20 protein-coding genes and 1 pseudogene are annotated in these 20,001 nt (G+C 68.1%); 9 read left to right on the top strand and 12 right to left on the bottom strand.

Going from position 1 to position 20,001, the window contains the following annotated elements:
• Nucleotides 1-83: 83 nt before the first annotated feature.
• Both ACZ5PO_RS28300 and ACZ5PO_RS28295 read right to left on the bottom strand, forming a co-directional pair.
• The gene (locus ACZ5PO_RS28300) at nucleotides 84-1,589 is read right to left on the bottom strand and encodes an MDR family MFS transporter (protein WP_464185500.1); all 1,506 of its coding nucleotides are present in this window, start codon (nucleotides 1,587-1,589) and stop codon (nucleotides 84-86) included.
• 176 nt (nucleotides 1,590-1,765) lie between these two features.
• Nucleotides 1,766-2,872 (bottom strand): pyridoxal phosphate-dependent aminotransferase, encoded by a 1,107-nt coding sequence (locus ACZ5PO_RS28295; protein ID WP_464197076.1) that lies wholly within the window; start codon nucleotides 2,870-2,872, stop codon nucleotides 1,766-1,768.
• A gap of 280 nt (nucleotides 2,873-3,152) precedes the next feature.
• Here ACZ5PO_RS28295 and ACZ5PO_RS28290 point away from each other — a divergent pair, with 280 nt between their 5' ends.
• From ACZ5PO_RS28290 to aat, 5 genes and pseudogenes are all read left to right on the top strand, one after another.
• On the top strand, nucleotides 3,153-3,950 hold the full coding sequence (locus tag ACZ5PO_RS28290; protein WP_464185498.1) for a DsbA family protein: 798 nt from the start codon (nucleotides 3,153-3,155) through the stop codon (nucleotides 3,948-3,950).
• A 260-nt stretch (nucleotides 3,951-4,210) separates the two neighbouring features.
• Entirely contained in the window at nucleotides 4,211-4,675 is a 465-nt protein-coding gene (gene aroQ, locus ACZ5PO_RS28285; protein ID WP_464185496.1) for a type II 3-dehydroquinate dehydratase, read from the top strand.
• Nucleotides 4,672-5,166 carry an acetyl-CoA carboxylase biotin carboxyl carrier protein gene (accB, locus tag ACZ5PO_RS28280; protein ID WP_464185495.1) on the top strand — a complete coding sequence of 165 codons (495 nt, stop codon included), beginning with the start codon at nucleotides 4,672-4,674 and terminating at the stop codon, nucleotides 5,164-5,166. Before aroQ ends, accB begins: the two co-directional genes overlap by 4 nt.
• Nucleotides 5,120-6,531, top strand: a pseudogene (accC, locus tag ACZ5PO_RS28275) (acetyl-CoA carboxylase biotin carboxylase subunit). The gene accB and the pseudogene accC overlap by 47 nt, the downstream one beginning before the upstream one ends.
• Nucleotides 6,532-6,756: 225 nt before the next feature.
• A complete protein-coding gene (gene aat / locus ACZ5PO_RS28270; protein ID WP_464185494.1) occupies nucleotides 6,757-7,446 on the top strand; it encodes a leucyl/phenylalanyl-tRNA--protein transferase in 690 nt (229 codons plus the stop codon).
• 87 nt (nucleotides 7,447-7,533) lie between these two features.
• Here aat and ACZ5PO_RS28265 read toward each other — a convergent pair whose 3' ends face one another.
• A complete protein-coding gene (locus ACZ5PO_RS28265) occupies nucleotides 7,534-8,130 on the bottom strand; it encodes a DUF2155 domain-containing protein (RefSeq protein WP_464197074.1) in 597 nt (198 codons plus the stop codon).
• A gap of 372 nt (nucleotides 8,131-8,502) precedes the next feature.
• On the opposite strand from ACZ5PO_RS28265, the gene ACZ5PO_RS28260 reads away from it, so the two are divergent.
• The gene (locus ACZ5PO_RS28260) at nucleotides 8,503-8,898 is read left to right on the top strand and encodes a PaaI family thioesterase (protein ID WP_464185493.1); all 396 of its coding nucleotides are present in this window, start codon (nucleotides 8,503-8,505) and stop codon (nucleotides 8,896-8,898) included.
• A gap of 109 nt (nucleotides 8,899-9,007) precedes the next feature.
• On the opposite strand, the gene ACZ5PO_RS28255 is transcribed toward ACZ5PO_RS28260, so the two are convergent.
• The 4 genes from ACZ5PO_RS28255 to ACZ5PO_RS28240 form a co-directional block, all read right to left on the bottom strand.
• The gene (locus ACZ5PO_RS28255; RefSeq protein ID WP_464185492.1) at nucleotides 9,008-9,409 is read right to left on the bottom strand and encodes an NADH:ubiquinone oxidoreductase subunit NDUFA12; all 402 of its coding nucleotides are present in this window, start codon (nucleotides 9,407-9,409) and stop codon (nucleotides 9,008-9,010) included.
• A gap of 132 nt (nucleotides 9,410-9,541) precedes the next feature.
• Entirely contained in the window at nucleotides 9,542-11,122 is a 1,581-nt protein-coding gene (locus ACZ5PO_RS28250) for a CYTH and CHAD domain-containing protein (protein WP_464185490.1), read from the bottom strand.
• Between the two features lie 103 nt (nucleotides 11,123-11,225).
• On the bottom strand, nucleotides 11,226-11,567 hold the full coding sequence (locus ACZ5PO_RS28245) for a GNAT family N-acetyltransferase (protein WP_464185489.1): 342 nt from the start codon (nucleotides 11,565-11,567) through the stop codon (nucleotides 11,226-11,228).
• A 36-nt stretch (nucleotides 11,568-11,603) separates the two neighbouring features.
• Nucleotides 11,604-12,215 (bottom strand): NUDIX hydrolase, encoded by a 612-nt coding sequence (locus ACZ5PO_RS28240; RefSeq protein ID WP_464185487.1) that lies wholly within the window; start codon nucleotides 12,213-12,215, stop codon nucleotides 11,604-11,606.
• Between the two features lie 264 nt (nucleotides 12,216-12,479).
• Between ACZ5PO_RS28240 and ACZ5PO_RS28235 the strand changes: the two genes are divergently transcribed.
• Nucleotides 12,480-12,671 (top strand): hypothetical protein, encoded by a 192-nt coding sequence (locus ACZ5PO_RS28235; RefSeq protein ID WP_464185486.1) that lies wholly within the window; start codon nucleotides 12,480-12,482, stop codon nucleotides 12,669-12,671.
• 10 nt (nucleotides 12,672-12,681) lie between these two features.
• Here the strand turns inward: ACZ5PO_RS28235 and ACZ5PO_RS28230 are convergent, their stop codons facing one another.
• A complete protein-coding gene (locus ACZ5PO_RS28230; RefSeq protein ID WP_464185484.1) occupies nucleotides 12,682-13,092 on the bottom strand; it encodes a hypothetical protein in 411 nt (136 codons plus the stop codon).
• A 440-nt stretch (nucleotides 13,093-13,532) separates the two neighbouring features.
• On the opposite strand from ACZ5PO_RS28230, the gene ACZ5PO_RS28225 reads away from it, so the two are divergent.
• Entirely contained in the window at nucleotides 13,533-14,231 is a 699-nt protein-coding gene (locus ACZ5PO_RS28225; RefSeq protein WP_464185483.1) for a fumarylacetoacetate hydrolase family protein, read from the top strand.
• 202 nt (nucleotides 14,232-14,433) lie between these two features.
• Nucleotides 14,434-15,981, top strand: a complete 1,548-nt coding sequence (locus ACZ5PO_RS28220) for an acyl-CoA synthetase (protein WP_464185482.1) — start codon at nucleotides 14,434-14,436, stop codon at nucleotides 15,979-15,981.
• A gap of 144 nt (nucleotides 15,982-16,125) precedes the next feature.
• On the opposite strand, the gene ACZ5PO_RS28215 is transcribed toward ACZ5PO_RS28220, so the two are convergent.
• The 4 genes from ACZ5PO_RS28215 to ACZ5PO_RS28200 are packed head-to-tail and all read right to left on the bottom strand — an operon-like array spanning nucleotide 16,126 to nucleotide 19,995.
• Nucleotides 16,126-17,238: a CaiB/BaiF CoA transferase family protein gene (locus ACZ5PO_RS28215; RefSeq protein ID WP_464185481.1), complete on the bottom strand. Its 1,113-nt coding sequence runs from the start codon at nucleotides 17,236-17,238 to the stop codon at nucleotides 16,126-16,128.
• A gap of 43 nt (nucleotides 17,239-17,281) precedes the next feature.
• Nucleotides 17,282-17,632, bottom strand: coding sequence for a DUF6285 domain-containing protein (locus ACZ5PO_RS28210; protein ID WP_464185480.1), 351 nt, complete (start codon nucleotides 17,630-17,632; stop codon nucleotides 17,282-17,284).
• A gap of 2 nt (nucleotides 17,633-17,634) precedes the next feature.
• Nucleotides 17,635-18,666 (bottom strand): phosphotransferase family protein, encoded by a 1,032-nt coding sequence (locus tag ACZ5PO_RS28205; RefSeq protein WP_464185479.1) that lies wholly within the window; start codon nucleotides 18,664-18,666, stop codon nucleotides 17,635-17,637.
• The gene (locus ACZ5PO_RS28200) at nucleotides 18,667-19,995 is read right to left on the bottom strand and encodes an acyl-CoA dehydrogenase family protein (RefSeq protein WP_464185477.1); all 1,329 of its coding nucleotides are present in this window, start codon (nucleotides 19,993-19,995) and stop codon (nucleotides 18,667-18,669) included.
• Nucleotides 19,996-20,001: the final 6 nt, after the last annotated feature.

Below are 20,001 nucleotides of genomic sequence, written 5' to 3'. Positions count from 1 at the left end.
GGAGTTCCTTGGATAGGGAGCGCCGTTCTCCGGCCGGGTGAGATTGCTCCCGCCCCCGGCTGGCTGCCGGTGGAAAGAACCGCTCAGGCGGCCTTGGGCGTCACCGGATCGGTGATGCTGGTGCGCAGCGGCCGCTCTTCCATGAACATCAGGAACGTCAGCGCGAGGGCCAGCCCCAGCGCGGCTGCGGCGAAGATCCAGCGGAAAACCGGAGCGAGGTCGCCGGCCGACGCGGCGCTCGAAAACGTTTCGAGCGAGGCGACCGGCAGCCCGACCAAGGCGCTGCCGCCCAACAGAATGGCGCCGAAGACGGCGACGATGACGGCGGCGCCCAACTGTCGGAAGAAGTTCATGGTCGCCGTCGCGGTGCCGAGCTGATGCACCTTGACGGCGTTCTGGATCGAGATCGTCGAGACAGGCAGCAACGTGCCGAGGCCGATGCTGCTCGCGGCGAGCAGCACCTCGACCTGCCAGAACGGCAAGCCGCTCGGCCACACCGCCAGGGCGAGCTGGGCGACGATGCCGACGCTGAGCCCGATCAGGGCCACACGCTTGTAATGGCGCACGTACATCATGAACCGTCCGGAGATCGTCGCGCCGGTCACGGTGCCGATCATCAGCGGGATGAGCGCCACGCCGGAATCGCTCGCCGAGAGATGCGTCACGAGCTCGAAATAGAGCGGCGCGTAGATGCTGAGCCCGACGAAGGTGCCCATGCCGAAGCAGGCGGCGAGCGTGCCGAACATGACGACGCGGTTCGCCAGCACCTCGGTGGGAATCAGCGGCTCCGCCGCCCAGCGTTGACGCAAGGCGAACAGGCCCCAGAACGCCGCCGAGATGGCAACGGTGCCGAGCACCTCCGGCGAGATCCAGGCGTAGCGCGCACCGCCCCAGGACAGCGCCAGCAGCAGCGACACGGTCGCTGCGACCAGAAGGCCGGCGCCGGCGAAATCGAGCTTATGGGGCCGTTCGTGGCGCGGCAGCCGGCGCAACAGCGAGTTCGCCAGCCAGAACGCGAGGGCCCCCAGCGGCAGGTTGATCCAGAAGATCACCGACCAATGCAGGTGCTGGGCGATCGCCCCGCCGAGCACCGGGCCGACGAGGCTCGACAGAGCGAAGACGCTGGCGACGTGCGCCTGATAGCGCGAGCGTTCGCGCGGCGGCAGAATATCGCCCAGGATCGTCTGCGCCAGCGAGATCAGTCCGCCGCCGCCGAGCCCCTGGACGGCGCGGGCGGCGATCAGCGCGTAGATCGAGGGCGCCAGCGCGCAGGCGATCGAGCCGACGATGAAGGTGGCGATCGCCACCAGCATGGCGAGGCGCCGTCCCCAGATGTCGCTCGCCTTGCCGTAGAGGGGCGTCACGACGGTGGACGACAGAAGATAGATGGTCACCACCCAGGGCAGGTGCTCCACATCGCCCAGATCCTTCCCGATCGTCGCCAGCGCGGTCGCAACGATGGTCTGATCCAGGGCCGCCAGCAGCATCGCCAGGATGGCGCCGAACAGGATCGAGTGAATCTCGCGGGGCGTCAGTTGCGCAGGCGGCGGCAGCTGCACGGCGGCGGGACTCGGCAGAGGAGCGTTCATCATAGGCCTCGGGCAGGCGCCCGCCACGACCCCGCGCCTGTCCCGACGAGATGAGCTCATCCGATCGGCAAGCACTCCGGGCTCGCCGGCGGAGACCGGCGTTCAAAGGCGCAGCACAGCGCCGGCGGACACCCTCAGTGGATTGCCCGACATTTGGTCTATTCGAGCCCCGCGCGCTAGCGGCGCTGCAGCCAGCCGCGAAGCCGCCGCATGCATTCTCGGCATGTCTCGTGGGAACCAGCGAAGGACAAGCGCATGAATTGCGCGCCTCTCTCGGGGTCGAAATCGAGCCCCGGAGTTACGGCGACCCCGATCTCGGCCAGCATTTGCTGGCAGAGTGCATGCGAGTCGTCGGTCCAGCGTGAGACGTCGACGTATGCGTAGAATGCACCGTCGACCGGCGCAGCCGCGAGACCCATCCGCGACAATTCGTCGAGCAGCAGTGTGCGGTTGGCCGCATAGACCGCGCGGACCGCCTCCAGCTCGGCGGTGGCGTCGAATGCCGCCTCGGCAGCCACCTGACTGAGGTAGGGCGGCGAGATGTAGAGGTTCTGGGCCAGGCGCTCGATCGGGCGGACCAACCGTTCGGGCACGACCAGCCAACCGACGCGCCAGCCGGTCATGCAGTAGTACTTGGAGAACGAGTTGACGACGATGGCGTCCGCGTCGAAGGCGAGCGCCGTGTCGGCCGGCGCCTCGTAGGTCAGGCCGTGGTAGATCTCGTCGGAGATGAACCAGAGTCCGCGCTGGCGGCAGAACGCGGCGAGCGCCGCAAGCTCCGCGGCGGGGATCATGGTGCCCGTCGGGTTGGCCGGGCTCATGGTCAGCAGGCCGGAAAGGCGCCGCTGCGGATCGGCGCGCTCGAGACCGCGCGCACGGAGCACCCAGCCGTCCGCCGACACGTCGACCGCCACCGCCTCGATGTCGAGCGCCGCGAAGATGTTGCGGTAGGCAGGATAGCCGGGCTGCGCCAGGGCGACGCGAGCGCCGGGCTCGAACAGGGCCAGGAACGCCAGGACGAAGCCGCCCGACGAGCCGGTCGTCACCACGATGCGCTCGGGGCTCACGTCCACGCCGTAGGCGTCCCGATAGTGGCGGGCGATTCGCTGGCGCAGCGACGGCAGCCCCAGCGCCTCGGTGTAGCCGATCTGGCCGCCCGCGAGCGCCGCCCGTGCCGCCTCCAGGACGCGCGCGGGTGACGGTGCCGACGGCTGTCCGACCTCCATGTGGACGATATCGGCGCCCTGCCTTTCTTTCGCCTTGGCGGCGGACAAGACATCCATGGCGAGGAACGGAGCGACCCGCGCGACTCGCGCGGCGATCTGCGCCCCGCCCGAGGCTGCCGCGCCGGCGGCATCGTCGACGGTGGCCGCACCTCGGGAGGTGTCGTGACGGGCGACTGTCGTGGGCAAGCGGCACTCCAACGCGTTGTTAAGGCGCGCACGATACGTCACACCTAGACGGCTCGTCATCCTCGCTGCGGCTCGGCGGCGGGGGCGGGCTCAACCGCATCCGCGCCGTCGGGGCCCAGCCTGCGGCGCGCACATGACGATGGGAATCCCGATGACCCTACGCGCTCGGCTCTTTCGTCCCTGGCTCACCGGCGTGCTCGCTCGTGCCGGGCTGACGCTCGCACTCGCGGCCGGGACACTGCATCCGGTTCTGGCCGCCGACATCACACCCGAACAGAAGACGGCAATCGAGGCGATCGTCCGCGAATATATCGTCAGCCACCCGGAGGTGCTGCAGGAGGCGATGGTCGAGCTGGAGAAGCGCCAGCAGCAGACTCAGCAGGCCGCACAGCGCGAGGCGCTGGCCACGGAAAAGGCGACGCTGTTCGACAGCCCTCATGCGGCTGTGGTGGGCAACCCCAAGGGCGACGTCACCCTCGTCGAGTTCTTCGATTACAACTGCCCCTACTGCAAGCGCGCGCTGAACGACGTGGCCGAGCTCGCCAAGGCCGACCCCAATCTGCGCATCGTCGTCCGCGACTTCCCCATGCTCGGGCCGGAATCGGTCGAGGCGTCGAAGGTCGCGCTCGCGGTCAAGCAGCAGCTCGTGGGTGACAAATTCTTCGAGTTCCACACCAAGCTCATCGGTACCAAGGGCCGGGTCGGCAAGGACCGGGCGCTCGCCATCGCCAAGGAGATGGGCGTCGACATGACGAAGCTCGCCAAGGACGAGGCCTCGCCGGACATTCAGGCTGCGATCGACGAGAGCCTTCGTCTGGGCGACAAGCTCGGCCTGACCGGGACCCCCTCCTTCATCGTCGGCGACGAAGTCATCTCGGGCGCCGTCGGCGTCGAGCCGCTCAAGCAGGCCGTCGCCGCCGTCCGCAAGTGCGGCAAGGCCGCTTGCTGAGAGGGCCGTGGCGGTCGACGGTCCAGCGGCTCCGGCATCCGCTATGCACGACAGGCACGGGCCACAAGCCGTGCTTGGCAGGCTGCCGGAGTTCGCGCTAAGACGCAGCGCCGCCTAGGCGGACATTTGCGGACCGGGACACGATACCGGCCCGCAAATTTCGGCTGAGAACTATTCAGATTTTGCAGGGATGTCTGAGCCCGCCCGCTGGGCGGGCTCAGACATCCCTGCCTGGAGCCAGGGGTTCCGAGCTCAAAGCGATGGTTGCGCCACACGTCCACGTCATCAACGGACCAAATCTGAACCTGCTCGGCCGCCGCGAGCCGGACACCTACGGCTCCGCGACACTCGCCGACCTGGAGGCACGGCTTCGCGCCCGCGCCGATCGGCTGAGCGTCGACCTCAGCTTCCGCCAGAGCAATCACGAGGGCGAGCTGATCGATTTCGTCCAGGCAGCCGGTCGCAGCGGCGACGGCATCATCTTGAACCCAGGCGCCTATACGCACACGTCGATCGCGCTCAGGGACGCGATCACGGGCACCAACGCCGTGGTGATCGAGGTGCATCTCTCCAACATCCATGCCCGCGAACGCTTTCGCCACACGTCGTACATCTCGCCGGTCGCCGCGGGCGTGATCTGCGGCCTGGGCGCATTGGGCTACGAACTCGCACTCGAGGCTCTCGTGCCGCTCCTTGCGGCACGCACCGGACATCAACCAACATGAACGACATTTCCTCCAAACCCGCCGTCGAACAGGACCTCGTGCGCGAGCTCGCCCGCCTCATGACGGAGACGGACCTGACCGAGATCGAGGTCGAAAAGGGCGATCTGCGCATCCGCGTGGCGCGCACGCCGCCGGCGCAGTTGGCTCTGCCGGCCGCGCCCGCGTACGCTGCGCCAGCCTACGCGGCGCCCGCGGCAGCTGCCGTCCCTGCTGCGATCGCTGCGGCGGCGCCGGCCCCGGCGCGGCCGGCGGACCACCCGGGCGCCATCACCTCGCCCATGGTCGGCACCGCCTACCGGCGCCCCTCGCCCGAATCGAAGCCGTTCATCGAGGTCGGCTCCAAGGTCGACACCGGCGACAAGCTGCTCCTCGTGGAAGCGATGAAGACCTTCAACGACATCGTCGCGCCGCGCGCCGGCACGGTGACGGCGATCTTCTTCGAGGATGGCCAGCCCGTCGAGTACGGCGAGCCGCTGCTCATCATCGAGTAGGGCCATGTTCGACAAGATCCTGATCGCCAACCGCGGCGAGATCGCGCTGCGCATCCTGCGGGCAGCCAAGGAGCTCGGCATCGCCACCGTTGCCGTGCATTCGACGGCTGACGCCGACGCCATGCACGTGCGGCTGGCCGACGAGAGCGTCTGCATCGGCCCCCGCCGGCGCGCGACAGCTACCTCAACGTGCCGTCGCTGATCGCGGCGTGCGAGATCACCGGTGCCGATGCGGTTCATCCCGGCTATGGCTTCCTGTCGGAGAACCCGCACTTCGCCGATGTGCTGAGCGAGCACAACATCACCTTCATCGGGCCCAAGGCCGAGCACATCCGCACCATGGGCGACAAGATCGAGGCCAAGCGCACCGCTGCGCGCCTCGGTATCCCCTGCGTGCCCGGCTCCGACGGCGGCATCACCGATGACGCCGAGGCGCTGCGCGTGGCGGCCGATATCGGCTATCCCGTGCTGGTCAAGGCCGCGGCCGGTGGCGGTGGCCGCGGCATGAAGGTGGCACGCAGCAAGGATGATCTCTCCGAGGCGCTGGCTGTCGCCCGCCGCGAGGCGAAGGCCGCCTTCGGCGACGATTCCGTCTACCTCGAGAAGTACCTGGAAAAGCCGCGCCACATCGAGATCCAGGTCATGGGTGACGGCCGCGGCCGTGCCGTCCATCTGGGCGAGCGCGACTGCTCGTTGCAGCGCCGACACCAGAAGGTGTGGGAGGAGGGCCCCTCGCCTGCCCTCAACGCCGACGCCCGCGACGCCATCGGCGAAACCGTCGCCAAGGCGATGCGGGACATCCAGTACCTGGGCGCCGGCACGGTCGAGTTCCTCTACGAGGACGGGCAGTTCTACTTCATCGAGATGAACACCCGCATCCAGGTCGAGCATCCGGTGACCGAAATGATCACCGGCATCGACCTGGTCAACGAGCAGATCCGCGTGGCCGCCGGCGCGCCGCTGTCGTTCACGCAGGCCGACGTGAAGCTCGAGGGCCACGCCATCGAGTGCCGCATCAACGCCGAGAACCCGGTGACCTTCCGGCCGTCGCCCGGCAACATCTCCTACTTCCATCCGCCCGGGGGCCTGGGTGTCCGCCTCGACTCGGCCATCTATCAGGGCTACCGCATCCCGCCCAACTACGACTCACTGCTCGGCAAGCTGATCGTGCACGGGCGGACGCGAACGGAATGCCTGATGCGGCTGCGCCGGGCCCTCGACGAAGTCGTCGTCGACGGCGTCGAGACCACGCTGCCGCTGTTCCGCACGCTGGTGCGCAACCAGGATATCCAGAACGGCGACTACGATATCCACTGGCTCGAGCATTTCCTCGCCGAGGGCGGGATGAGCGGCGAAGCGTCCTGAGCCTGTCGCCCGCCGCCGGACCACGGCGGCAGCCTCGAGCATTTCGCCATTGGATGGATCCAATGGCAGAGAAATGCTCATAGTCTTTTGAATGTGAAGCGCTTCTCTTGCGATGAGGTGAGTCCACCCCATCGCGAAGCGCTTTTGTGCCAGCATTTTGCAAGGGGCCGGCGTTGTCCTAAAGCCGGTATGTCCCTCGGCACGCGATGGTCTAGACTCCGAACCATGCGCTATCGCGATCCCATCGAGATCACGCCCGAGATCCTGCTCAAGGCCTATGCCTGCGGGGTCTTTCCCATGGCGGAGAGCGCCGACGACCCCAATTTGTTCTGGGTCGAGCCGAAGAAGCGCGGGGTGATGCCGCTCGACGGCTTCCACGTGCCGCGCCGCCTGCGCCGCACGGTGGCGGCCGACCCTTTCGAGATCCGCGTCGACTACGCCTTCGAGGCCGTGATCGAACATTGCGCCGCGCCCCAGCCGGACCGCGACAAGACGTGGATCAACCGGCGCATTCGCCGACTCTATGGTGAGCTGTTCGACCTCGGCCACTGTCACACGGTCGAGGCCTGGCAGGACGGCCGGCTCGTCGGCGGCCTCTACGGCGTGCGGCTTGGAGCGGCGTTCTTCGGCGAAAGCATGTTCCACCTGGTCCGCGACGCATCCAAGATCGCGCTGGTCCACCTGGCTGCCCGTCTGATCGCTGGCGGTTTCAAGCTGCTCGACGCGCAATTCGTCACCGAGCATCTCGCCACGTTCGGGGCCGTCGAGGTCTCTCAGCGCGCCTATCAGGCGCAGCTCAGGAGCGCCGTCGCCAAGGACGCCGATTGGCGCGCCTTCGGCCGCGATGGCCGCGCCAGCGGCCGGGACGCGCTGGCCGTGATCCTCGGCCGCGACGAATCGCCCGACCAAGCTTAGGGCGCGCCGCGATCGGGTGAGTCCGCCTCCATCACGAAGCGCTCCAGCCCTGCCTGCCAAGCGAGCCGCGCTCGCCCTCGCCGGCTTCTATTCGCGATTGGGATTGAGCTCCATCGGCGGCGGCTGCACGTCGGGCGAGCCTTCGCGCATCTCCGGCGGCACCTCCGGCTCGATGCGTCGAGGCCGGGGCTGGTTGGCCGGCGGTGCGCGCCGGGTGTTGCGGGGCTGCGGCTGAGCGTTGGGCGGCGGCGGCGAATCGCGGCGGAGCGCTTCCTCGGCCGGCGTCAGCTCGCGCGGCTCGGTGATGACTTCCTTGCCGCCCTTACAATCGATCAGCCAGACGTCGTAGACCGGATGCTCGATGCCGTGCAGGCCGGGGCTCGACGCGAACATCCAGCCCTCGAAAATCCGCTTGTGCTCGTTCTGGAAGGTCACCTCGTCCACCTCGACGAAGGCGGTCGTGTTCGGCGTCTCGGTTTCCGGACGGGTGTAGCAGACGCGCGGCGTGAGCTGCAGGGCGCCGAACTGCACCGTTTCGCTGACGGCGACCTCGAACGAGATGATGCGGCCGGTGATCTTGTCCAGGCCCGAGAAGACGGCCGTCGGATTCTTGATTCGGTCCGCCTTCGCCGACTCGCCTCCGGCGCCGAGCGCCACCAGCAAAGCCAGGACGAATGCGCCGATCCGGCCACGCGCACGGAACTCGGCGACAGGGGGGTAACGTCTGAATGGTACTGTCACTCGACCGCTCTCGTTCGCCGCCGCCCCCCCTAACATGCTCTGAGCGATGGCAAAAGGCCTGAAAGCGCATGACCTAGCCATCGGCCGGTCGGAAGGCCGCGACCAAGCCGCGGCCGCCGGCAGGCGCAGGGCGGGCGGCCATTACGTTCAAGGTAATTGATTGCGCTCCGGGCCGCCGTAAGCTCGGCGGAACATCGTTAGAGCGGCGGCAGCTCCGATGGCTGCGGAGCCGCCGTTCTCGTTCTTTGTCTTAGCATCGGATTGCCCCGAGAACGGCGTCCACGTTTGGATCCGATGCGCCAGGGAGGACACCGAATGGATCTCGTCGCCACCATCCGCGAACGCATGCCGCCTTTCAGCAGCCACATCGGCGTCGAGATCGTCTCGGCCGAGCCGGACCGTGTCATCGGCGAGATCGAAGTCAAGCCGGAGCTGTGCACGACGCCGGCGATCATGCACGGCGGTGCCATCATGGCGTTCGCCGACACGTTGGGCGCCGTCGCCACGATCATCAATTTGCGGGAAGGTCAGGGCACGACGACGCTGGAGAGCAAGACCAACTTCATCTCCGGCGCGCCCGCGGGAACGCGCGTGCGCGGTGAAACCACCCCGATTCACCGGGGTCGACGCACCCAGGTGTGGCAGACGAGAATCACCGGCGCCGACGGCAAGCTGGTCGCCATCGTCACCCAGACCCAGATGGTGTTGTAGCGCGTCCGCTCCGGCGGGGGGCGAGCAGCGGGCGCCTCGCAGCGGCCGGTCAGCCGCTGCGGCGACCCCCAAGCCTATCGCGCCCCCAAGCCGATCGCGGGCTCCAAACCTATTGCGGGTTCCAGGCCTGGTAGTCGCCGGTCGCCGGCGGCCGTTCGCCGGTGGCGAGCAGCGACCCCTTCGGCCGGTAGGCGCGCGGCGTGCCGGTCATGTTGGGCTCATGCGGCAGCTGCCATTCGCGCGGCTTGTAGGTCTCGTCCGTGGGCGCCACGTCGACGGTGTGGTTGAGCCAGCCCTTCCAGCCCGGCGGCACCGCCGAGCCTTCGGCGATCCCGGCGTAGATCACCCAGCGCCGTTCGAAGCCCAGCGTCGGGTCGACGCCGCTGCCGCGGTAGTAGCGGTTGCCGAATTCATCCTCACCGACAAAGGTGCCATAGCGCCGCGTGGTCCATAGCGTGCCAGCGGTCGCGCCGTTCCACCACGTGAAGATGAGCAGCAGTAGGTTCTTCAAGGCGTTACCCCTCTCGAAGCGGCGGGACTATGGCGTCACGCCGCCGCCCTGTCCAGCGTGGCGACAGCACAATCCTCTCCGCCTTGCTGCGGCATAAGCGTGGGCGCCGCCGGCTCGCTTGCACCAGCCGCATCACTTGTCCCAGAAGGGCTCGACCTTACGGAACCGGCCGTAGTCCTTGACTGCGGTGCGCAGCAAGGGCTCGGCCTTGGTGAACTGGTGGCCCGCCAGCATCCCGGCGGCATAGGCGCGACGACGGGCGACCGCGGCCCCACCCCGCCCCTCGACTCGCGTGAGCTGCACCTCGGCCTGGTGATTGACCGCCATGTCGTTCAGCTCGCCGAGGCTGTCCTGAAGTCCCGCAAGCAGTTGCTGGAGCCGCTTGCGCCGCTTGCCGGCCTTGCGGCCGCTGTAGAGGGTGGCAAAGAACTCCGCCGCGTAGCGAACCTTCTTGATGTCGATGCGCAGCTTGTGGCGGGCGTCCGCGGGCAGCGATTTCAGCTGCTGGCCCTTGCGCGAGATCTTGCGCCACCGGCGCGACAGTTCCGCCGCCGCGAGCTTGCGCACGGGGCGCAGCAGTTCGTGCCGATGCTCCTCGTCCACCTCGTTCGACCAGTCGCCGGCTTCGATCCAGGCAACGGTGTCGATGATGGCCGCGCCGAAGCGCTCGCCGCACGCGATCGACAACACCTTGTCGTAGGCCGCCCCGCGCTGTGTGCGGAAATAATCCAGCAACTCCGCCATGCCCGGCTCGCCGGGGTGGGTCTCGAGCATCGGCTCGATCACGTCGGCGATGAAGACGTCGAGATTGCGCGCCTCGCCGAATTGCCGGCCGATCCACCTGAGCTCGGTCTTGACGTGCTCGGTCTGCGGGTCGCGCAGCACGGAGCGGAACAGCGACATCGCCGCCCGCAACCGCCGAATGGCGACCCGCATCTGATGAACGGCCTCGACCTCGCGGCGCTCCAGCAGGGCCGGCATATTGGCCGTCAGGTGGCGAACGCACTCACGCGCCAGGGCACGGAACGCATCGCGCACCGACATGTCGGGATCCAGGCCGACGCCTTCGGCTTTCCAGATCTGCGCCTCGCGCGCGTCCAGCAGCATGTAGCCGCGCCCGCACTTGGTCGTCAGGCCGAGCCGCAGCGGCACGCTGCTATTGAGCTCGCGCGCCACGTCGAACAGCACCGCCGGCTCGCCGCGCTTGAGCTCCAGCTCGAGCTCGATGAACGACGCCTGCTTCGCAGGCTCGGCGTCCGTCTGCGCATGCGCCTCGATGCGGCCGTGGTCGATGCAGAGCTCGACGTGCGCCCCGCCCCGGCGGATCGCGTGCACGGAGCGCTCGACGCGCGAGGCGAACAGCGGCAGCAACTCGGCGTCGGCCAAAGCCTCGAGCGCCGTCCCCTTGAACTGGGACCGGTCGGGCTCGCTGCCAGCCAGCTCACACTCCCACTCGGCCCGCTCGAACAGGCTGCCGTCGGTCTCGGCCTTGATCGTCTGGATCTGGCGCCGGCCCTGGCGGCGCACGCGCAGCGAGACGCCGAGCTTCTGCAGGTCCCGGCCCGGCGTATCGAAATACGTCGACACCAGGAGCTGCGGCTTGCCCGCAGGCGCGGATTGGATGAGGGGCGTGGCGCGGAGGCGCTCGGCCGCGTCGGCGTCGAGCTCGAATTTCAATTCGGTTTCGCGGGGCACCGGCACAACAGTTTCCAAGCGACGTCGCTCCTTTTCGACCAACTGGACCAAGCGTTCCAGACGCAGCGCGATCTGTAAAGCTCGCGCTCCGGACGCCGTTCGATCGGCGCGGTCAAGGTCTTCACAGGGCCTCGGCCACCAGCTCATCGTATTCGGGATGGCGGCGAACGTAGGCGGCTACGTATCCACAGCGCGGAACCATCCGCAGCCCGCGGCGGCGGACGTCGTCCAGGACCGCTTTAACGAACGGGCCGGCTATGCCCGTTCCTCGCAACGATGCGGGTACTTCCGCGTGATTCAGGCTGATCACGTCGCCGCGCAAGCGATAGCTGACGAAGGCGAGGCCGGCCGCGGTCGCCATCTCGTAGCGCTCCGCCGCCTGATTATCCCAAATGGACGGTGGCCGGAGGGCCGCCGCTTCGTCGGTCGCCGGCGCCGGCTCATGGTCCGGATCGAATGTCATCGTCGCTTACCTACCACCGCTCCCCATACGAGACTCTTAGGTCGGTCCGATCTTGTGCGTGGTCAACCCGGGTCCCCTGAAGAGCCGCCGGGCCGGGCTCCAGCGCTCGACGAAGCGGCGCAGGGCCCTGGCCGCCAGGCGGTGCACGTTGACGAGAAGATAGCGGCGATCGTCGCGGCTGATCCGCACGCGTCCGTGCCGCGCGAGCTCGGGCGCCGCCCGGTCGGCCTGGACGAAGGCGTCGACCAGGTCGGCCAGCGCCTTGTCGCCGATCGCCTTCACCGCGTCCGGCCCGGCGAACCAGCGGACCTGACGCTGGCCCTTCTCGGGCCATTCATCGTGCTGCTCGCGCACTTCGAGGGGGTAGATCACGACCTCGCAGACAGCGGTCCGCCCGCCCTTCAGCCGCTTCGTGTACTCATAGGAGCCGAGAGGCTCGCTGCCGACCTCACCGACCAGTCCGCCTTCCTCGTACGCTTCGCGCGCGGCTGCCCACGGCGGCGTGCGCCCCTTCATGGGCCAGCCCTTGGGAATGATCCACCGCTGCCGTTCGCGCGAGGTGATCAGAAACACCTCGGTCCGCCCATCCGCGGTCGTCCGGAACGGCAGCACGCCGTATTGGGTCTTCTTCTTCAGATATTTCTTCAATTCCGTCGCACCTCGCTGGCAATCCCGTATTGCCCAAGAGTGACACCATCAAGTCGAACCGGCTATTCGCGCCCCACGCGTGAAGACGAGGCAGGCAACGCCCGAAATTTCGACGGCTAAATTATTAGCCCGGCCTTCGCCGAGGGCAAAAGCAGGCTACGCAAGCCACGCATTGCGCCGGTGAGTCAACTTGGGAAGGTTGACTTATCTGGCCGGGGCCGTGCGCGTTGACGCTCATCGACCCGGGCCGTCGAGCTTTTAAACATGGTGCGAAGCGCGGGCGAGACAATGCCGGGACGGATCACGGAGCTGCTGGCGGTCGCGTTGGCGCTCGCCACCCTGGCCGCGGCCGCGCACCAGACGCCGCGGTCGGGCACCTGTGTGCGTACGGCAATCGAGGGGCCGCGTCTGACGGTCACGGCGCGCGATGTGGAGGAGGTCCTGCGCAACGAGTGAGGCTCGCGCCCTACTCCGGCGGCGTCGGGTCGCTTCGAACCGAATCGGTCACGCGCCGCAATGCCTCTTCGGCGTCCGACGCCTGCTGCTGGCGCACCCGAGCGAGTTCCGGATCCTCCAAGGGACCGATCGCCTCACGGAACGGCTCGACGTTGCGGCGCATCCGACGTGCGTAGAAGGCGTCGAGGTATTCCGGTCCGTACACCTGGACGAGATGGGCCAGCGCGTCCTCGAGCGCTGCGCCGAGCACGAGCGCTTCGATGGCAGCCTTGGTCTCCCGCTGAAGGGAGGCCTGGGCTGCCGGCACATCGATGACGGGCCTGGGCCGCCGCAACCGGCGCCAGAGCAAGGCCACGGCGAGCCCGATCAGTGCCGCGGCGATACCCAGCACGACGACCGTGGTCGATTGCATCCAGTCCATGCGCCCCCTCGTGCGGACGCACCGTCTTGCGCGGTGGATCCGACGTTCCGCATCTTCCCATGGCATCCCTGCTTGGGAAGTTCAAATATGAAAACGACACTCGATTCAGCCGTTTGCTCAGGCGGTTTCAAATTGGGGCTGCGCCGACGCGGCAAATGCAACCCCTGGCTTCGGCCGACGTGGGACGCCCGGGGAGCGGAACGTGCCGGCCATGTCGAGACGGCTGCTGAACGGCTGAAAAGCTGTCCCGCCCGGCCGGAGCGCTTCTCTCCAGATGGGTCCGTCCGATCGGGACGATCTTCACGGGCGTGCCGACCGGCAGAGCGCGCGCCTGCATTCGTTTCACGCGCTATGAAAATGACGGGCGACGGCGTAGAGCCAGATAGGCACGGCGCGTGCGCTACCTGATCGCGCTGTCGGCCCAAGCTCCTGGAGGCCTCATGCAGACGTTCGTCATACCTCCACCGCCCGTGGCCAGCGTCGCCGTCGACGGCGAGGAGGCTCGGTTCCCGGTCCGCCGCATATTCTGCGTCGGCCGCAACTACGCCGCCCATGCCCGCGAGATGGGCAGCAATCCGGACCGAGAGCCGCCGTTTTTCTTCACCAAGCCGGCCGACGCGGTCGTCGACGACGGCGCTCGCATCCCCTACCCGCCTGAAACCAAGGACCTGCACCACGAGATCGAGCTCGTCGCGGCCATCGGGGCGCCGGGAACGAACGTCGCTCCAGCCGAAGCCTTGGGCCTGGTCTACGGCTATGGCGTGGGCATCGACCTGACGCGCCGGGATCTGCAAGGTCAGGCGAAGGAGACCGGCCGCCCTTGGGACTGGGGCAAGGCCTTCGATCACTCGGCCCCATGCGCCGCCTTGCGCCCGGTGTCCGCCGTGGGGCACCCGGCGCGCGGCCGCATCTGGCTGTCGGTCAATCAGAGCATCAGGCAAGAAGGCGATCTGGCCGAGCTGATCTGGCCGGTCGCCGACGTGGTCGTCGCCATCTCCCGGTCGATGGCACTGAGGCCGGGCGACCTGATCTTCACGGGAACGCCGTCGGGTGTCGGGCCGCTGGTCCCGGGTGACCGCGTCCACGGCGGTGTCGAGGGCGTCGGCACCATCGAGGTCACCATCACCGATCGAGACTGAGGCTAGAGCGCTTCCCGATCGAGTGGAACCACTCGATCGATGAGAAGCGCTCCAGATTCAAAGACTTGGAGCATGTCTATTCGATCAGATGATTCCATCTGATCGAGACATGCTCTAGAGGCGCCGGCCGCCGCTGACGGAGCAAGCCGGCGCAAGCCCGCACCGGCGTCCAAACAACCAACAAGCCAGCAGGAGGATCATCGTGCCTGTCGACAACAGCGTCGGAAGCAGAGCCCGCCGCAACACCATCTCGGACGCATTCCGCCGGTCGGCCATCCGCAACGGCGCCAAGCCGGCGCTGAGCTTCGCGGATCGCGCCTGGAGCTACGGCGAGCTCGACCGAGCTGTGGACCGCGTCGCGCGCAAGCTGCTGAGCCTCGGCCTGGTCTCGGGCGACCGCGTCGGCGGCTACGGACGCAATTCGGATGCGTACTTCATCTTGTGGCTCGCCTGCACCCGCGCCGGCCTCACCCACGTACCGATCAACTACGCACTGACCGAGAGCGAGCTCGGCTACATCGTCGCCCAGTCGGGCGCCAGCGTTCTCGTCTACGACAAGGCGCTCGAAGCCGTGGCCGGCCAGATGCGCGGCCGCGCCGAGCTCAAGTTCCTCGGCACCTTCGCCGACGGCGGCGATATCGACGTGCTGGCGACGGCGACGGGCTGCGACGGCGATCCCGTCGAGGTGGAGCAGAGCGACGAGGACCTGGTGCAGATCACCTACACCTCCGGCACCACGGCCATGCCCAAGGGCGCGATGATGACGCACCGGGCGCAGCTCGCCGAGTACGCCAGCTGCATCGTCGATCTGGAGCTGACGCGGGAGGATCGCTGGCTCGCCGCCCTCCCGCTGTACCACACCGCCCAGACCCACTGCTTCACCATGCCGGCCATGCTGCTCGGCGCGTCGACCGTCCTCATCGAGCAGCCGGCGCCCGACGTCGTGCTCAAGCTGATCGAAGAGCACAAGGTGACGTCGTTCTTCGCCCCGCCGACGGTGTGGATCAGCCTGTTGCGTCATCCCGATTTCGACAGCCGCGACCTGTCGACCGTCCGCAACCTCTACTACGGGGCCTCGATCATGCCGGTCCCGGTGCTGCAGGAGCTGCGCCAGCGGCTGCCCGGCGTGCGCGTGTTCAACTGCTACGGCCAGAGCGAGATCGGCCCGTTGGCGACGGTGCTCCGCCCCGAGGAGCACGATGCGCGTCCGTCGTCGGCAGGCCGCCCGGTGCTCAACGTCGAGACACGCGTCGTCGACGAGGACATGAACGACGTCGCGCCCGGCGAGCAGGGCGAAATCGTCCACCGCTCGCCGCAGCTGCTGCTCGGCTATTGGGACAAGCCCGAGGACACCAATGAGGCCTTTGCCGGCGGCTGGTTCCATTCCGGCGACATCGGCGTGCGCGACGAGGAGGGCTACCTCTACGTCGTCGACCGGGTGAAGGACATCATCAAGACCGGCGGCAGCATGGTTGCCAGCCGCGAGGTGGAGGAAGTGCTGTTCACCCACCCGAGCGTCTCGGAGGTGGCGGTCATCGCCCTCCCCGATCCCAAATGGATCGAGGCGGTGACTGCGGTGGTGGTACTGCGCGGCGGCCATACGGGCGACGAGGCCGCGCTGATCCAGCACGCGCGCCAGAGCCTGGCGCCCTTCAAGGTGCCCAAACGGGTCATCTTCGTCGACAATCTGCCACGCAACACGGCCGGCAAGCTGCTCAAGCGCGAGCTGAGGGCCACGTACGCGGCGTGAACGGACACGTCCGGCGAGTATCGCCGCGCCGCGCTGGTGGCCCCGGTCGGGCTCGTCCTGCGTCAGGACGCCACCGGCCGGGCTCCGCCGGGATGAGGAGGGATGGCCGCCACCCCTCCCCGTCGCGTCCTGCCGCGCCTGCGCTTATTCGGCAGCGGTCTTGGTGTGCGTCCACTCGCCCACCACGTCGGCAAGCGCCGCCGTCTCGACCGGCCGGATCGACGAGGGGGTGCGCGAGAAGCGCGGCGCCGGCGCCGGCTGCGTGACGCCGTTCACCTCGACGAACGTACCGCGCTCGGTCAGGTGCGGGTACTTCATCGCCTCGCTCATGGTGAGCACCGGGCCGAAGCAGACGTCGGTGCCTTCCATCAGCTTGCACCACTCGTCGCGGGTCTTGGTTTTGAACACCTTGGCGATCTTGTCGCGCAGCGCCGGCCACTTCGACTGGTCGAGCTGGGCGTCGAACTCGGCGTCGTCCAGCCCCGCGATCTGCCGGAGCAGCGCGTAGAACTGCGGCTCGATGGAGCCGATCGAGACGAACTGGCCGTCGGCGCATTCGAAGGCGCCGTAGAAGTGCGCGCCGCCGTCCAGCAGGTTGGACTCACGCTGCTCCTTCCAGCGGCCGACGGACGACATCTCGTAGAACATCTGCATCAGCGAGACGGCGCCGTCGCACATGGCGGCGTCGACCACCTGTCCCTTGCCGGTGCGCTGCGCCTCGACGATGCCGGCGAGCACGCCGACGACCAGATAGAGCGCGCCGCCGCCGAAATCACCGACCAGGTTGAGGGGCGGCATGGGACGCCCCTCGGCCGGGCCCATGGCGGCGAGCGCGCCGGTGATGGCGATGTAGTTGATGTCGTGGCCGGCGGCCAACGCGAGCGGGCCTTCCTGGCCCCAGCCGGTCATGCGGCCGTAGACCAGACGCGGATTGCGGGCCAGCACCACGTCCGGGCCGAGGCCCAGGCGCTCCATCACGCCGGGGCGGAAGCCTTCGATCAGCGCGTCGGCGTTGGCGAGCAGATCGAGGACGGTGTCGATGCTGCCCTTGTCCTTGAGATCGACGTCCACGACCCGGCGGCCCCGGCCGGCGAACTTCTGGGCGGTGAAGGTCGATCCCTTGCGGTCCAGACGGATGACATCGGCGCCCATGTCGCCGAGCATGCCGGCGGCGAACGGGCCGGGCCCGATGCCGGCGAACTCGATGACGCGAATACCCTTCAGCGGCCCCGTCGCCGCACCACTTGCTCCTGCCATTGTCGATCTCCCTTTGTTTGTCGTCGTGTCACAGATCCGGCGCTCAGCCGATCCATTTCGGATTGTTGACCGCCAGCGCCTCGGCGCAGGTCTGGCGCAGATGCTCGGCCAGCCCGTCGCTCTGCCAGTCGAGCCGGCCCGAGCGGATGGCGTCGGACAGGGCGACCAGGCGCTCCTCGCGGCCGTCGCCGTCCACGAACTGTCGCAAGCGCTCGTCCTCGGCGGCGTCGAGCGCCGCCCCCTGGCGCAGCTCGCGCTCGACCATCGCCAGCAGGTTGGTCGCCACCTTGACGTTGAACCACATGGCATCCTTGGCGTCGGGCAGGATGTCGCGCTCCATGAACTCGCGCACGATGGCAACGAGATCCGGCGCCGGCGGCAGGCTGGACGGCATGCTCAGGCTCTCCCCGTGAGGATATCGTAGAAGTCGTAGAGGGGCTCTTCCATGCGGCGGCCGATGGCAAAGGCCTCGACGGTGCGCTCCTCGGGCTCTCGCTTGTGCGCCTGGCCCTTGAGCAGACACATCACCGCCCACTTCACCGAGCCCCAGGCCTCCCAGAAGGCCAGGTGGTCGCGATCAACGATACGGCCGCTGGCCCGCTCGTAGCCGGCGATCAGGTCCTCGCGCGAGCCGACGCCACCCACCGGATGGGGGCCGCCGAAGCGCCAGGTCTTGGTGCACAGCCAGCCCAGGTCGGCGATCGGGTCGCCCAGGCAGGCGAGCTCCCAGTCGAGCACGGCGCGGATGCCGTCGGGGCCGCAGATGATGTTGCCCATGCGGAAGTCGCCATGCACGACCGACGGCTCGACTCCCCGCGGCAAATGGGCTTCCGCCCAGCTGAACGCGGCATCGAGCGCCGGAATGGGCACGCCGTAGCCGCGATAGATCTGCTTGTACTTGGCGATCTGCGGCTCGGCTTCGAACCGCACCAGGAACGGCAGGCCCTTGGGGTCGATCGCGTGCAGGCGGCCCACGGCCTCGCCGCACTGGTCGGCAAAACGCTGCCGCAGCTGCACATACTCGGGCTCGCGCAGGATCTTGCGGGCGATGGTCTCGCCCTGGACGAAGTCGGTGATGTGGCCGGAGCCGAGGCCGTCGTCGTCGCCGAGCACCACGCGCACCGGCGGCGTCGGCACGCCGGCCGCCATGCCGGCCTGCATCATCAAGGTTTCGTCGGCCCCCGATACCCGCGGCATGCCGGCGCGCGGATCGTCGGCCGCGTGCGCCGGGGCCGCGCGGGTGAGCTGGAGGATGAAGGCGCGCTCGGCGCCCTCGATCTCACTGGTGAACGCCCAGGTTTCCTTGGTCGCGCCGCCGGTGAGGCGGCGCAGGCTGAGGATCTCGCCGCGTCCGCCGATATGGCGGGCGACGATGCGCTGAAGCTTGCCCGCCAGCGCCGGCTGCGGGCCCGGTGCCTGGTCCGTCATCTATTCGGCTGCCGTACGGCTGGCGCCCGACGCCCGCTCGAGAGCCTCGAACTCGGCCTTGCGCGGCCCCATGAAGCCGAACAGGTGGCCGGCGATCTTGCGCATCTGGATCTCCTCCGAGCCCTCGGTGATGCGGTAGCGGCGGTGGTGGCGATAGATGTGCTCGAACGGCTTATGGCGCGAATAGCCGATGCCGCCGTGCACCTGCATGGCCCGGTCGGCCGCCTCGCAGCACAGCCGGTTAGCCCAGTAGTTGCACATCGACACCTTGTCGGAGAGGCGCTTGGCGACCTCGGGCTTGGACATCTGATCCATTTCCCAGGCGGTCTTGCGGATCAGCTGCCGCAGCATCTCGGCCTGGGTGGCGAGCTCGACCAGCGGAAACTGGATGGCCTGGTTGACGGCGAGAGCCTCGCCGAACGGCTTGCGCTGGCGAGCGTATTTGACACTCTCGTTGATGCAGTAGACCGCAGCACCGAGCGAGGACGCCGCCTGGCGGATGCGGTTCTCGTGCACGAAGTGCTGCGCCAGCGCGAGGCCCCCATTGAGCGGGCCGAGGATGGCGCTGTCGGGCACCCAGACGTTGGTGATGCTGAGCCGAGGATGGTCGGTCGGCATGTTGAACGTCCACATATACTCTTCGATGACGATGCCAGGATCGTCGGCGGGCACCAGGAAGGCGGTGATGCCGCTGGCATCGCCATCCTTGCCGCTGCTGCGGGCGAAGCACATGCAGTGCGTGGCCACGTGCATACCGGTGATCCACATCTTGCGGCCGTCGATGCGCCAGCCCGCCACGCCGCCGCGGGTCTCGGCTACCGCGCGCGTCTCCATGTGCGTGGCGTCGGAGCCGTGGTCAGGCTCGGTCAGGCCGAAGGTGATGCGGGCGCGGCCGTCGAGCAGCTTGGGGATGAGGTCCTGCTTCTGCTCGGGCGTTCCGAAGTCGCGCAGAATCAGCACGATGGGCTGGTTGCCCACGATCGAGTGCTCGTTCTGGAGGTCGTTGTGCAGGCCGAGCCCCTTGCTTGCGAGGTGCTCGCGGATGATCGCCATGCCCAGGTTCGAGCCGTCCTGGCCGCCGAACTCCTTGGGCAACGCGTAGCGGAAGTGGCCGGCCTTGTCGGCCAGGCGCTTGGCCTGCTTCAGCAGCTCCTCCCACTCGTGGCGCGGCAGGCCGCCGTTGTCGAAATCGGTCCGCGCCCATTCGCGACGGTGGTCGAAGAAGCGCTCGTTGTCGTCCGCGCTCTGCAGCGGCTTGATCTCGTCCTCGATGAACTTGTCGAGGACGCCCAGATAGGCTTGCAGCTCGGGCGGAATGTTGAAATCCATTGTCGT

The sequence above is a fragment of the Chelatococcus sp. KU-N122 genome, assembly GCF_055391085.1.
The sequence above is the reverse complement of the archived record's forward strand: the minus strand, read 5'-3'. Positions and strand labels throughout refer to the sequence as shown.

Excerpts from the sequence above, each read along its gene's own strand:
- ACZ5PO_RS28300 (WP_464185500.1), bottom strand. The coding sequence starts at position 1,589 with ATGAACGCTCCTCTGCCGAGTCCCGCCGCCGTGCAGCTGCCGCCGCCT.
- ACZ5PO_RS28295 (WP_464197076.1), bottom strand. The coding sequence starts at position 2,872 with ATGGATGTCTTGTCCGCCGCCAAGGCGAAAGAAAGGCAGGGCGCCGAT.
- ACZ5PO_RS28290 (WP_464185498.1), top strand. The coding sequence starts at position 3,153 with ATGACCCTACGCGCTCGGCTCTTTCGTCCCTGGCTCACCGGCGTGCTC.
- aroQ (WP_464185496.1), top strand. The coding sequence starts at position 4,211 with ATGGTTGCGCCACACGTCCACGTCATCAACGGACCAAATCTGAACCTG.
- accB (WP_464185495.1), top strand. The coding sequence starts at position 4,672 with ATGAACGACATTTCCTCCAAACCCGCCGTCGAACAGGACCTCGTGCGC.
- aat (WP_464185494.1), top strand. The coding sequence starts at position 6,757 with ATGCGCTATCGCGATCCCATCGAGATCACGCCCGAGATCCTGCTCAAG.
- ACZ5PO_RS28260 (WP_464185493.1), top strand. The coding sequence starts at position 8,503 with ATGGATCTCGTCGCCACCATCCGCGAACGCATGCCGCCTTTCAGCAGC.
- ACZ5PO_RS28245 (WP_464185489.1), bottom strand. The coding sequence starts at position 11,567 with ATGACATTCGATCCGGACCATGAGCCGGCGCCGGCGACCGACGAAGCG.
- ACZ5PO_RS28235 (WP_464185486.1), top strand. The coding sequence starts at position 12,480 with ATGGTGCGAAGCGCGGGCGAGACAATGCCGGGACGGATCACGGAGCTG.
- ACZ5PO_RS28230 (WP_464185484.1), bottom strand. The coding sequence starts at position 13,092 with ATGGACTGGATGCAATCGACCACGGTCGTCGTGCTGGGTATCGCCGCG.
- ACZ5PO_RS28225 (WP_464185483.1), top strand. The coding sequence starts at position 13,533 with ATGCAGACGTTCGTCATACCTCCACCGCCCGTGGCCAGCGTCGCCGTC.
- ACZ5PO_RS28215 (WP_464185481.1), bottom strand. The coding sequence starts at position 17,238 with ATGGCAGGAGCAAGTGGTGCGGCGACGGGGCCGCTGAAGGGTATTCGC.
- ACZ5PO_RS28210 (WP_464185480.1), bottom strand. The coding sequence starts at position 17,632 with ATGCCGTCCAGCCTGCCGCCGGCGCCGGATCTCGTTGCCATCGTGCGC.
- ACZ5PO_RS28205 (WP_464185479.1), bottom strand. The coding sequence starts at position 18,666 with ATGACGGACCAGGCACCGGGCCCGCAGCCGGCGCTGGCGGGCAAGCTT.
- ACZ5PO_RS28200 (WP_464185477.1), bottom strand. The coding sequence starts at position 19,995 with ATGGATTTCAACATTCCGCCCGAGCTGCAAGCCTATCTGGGCGTCCTC.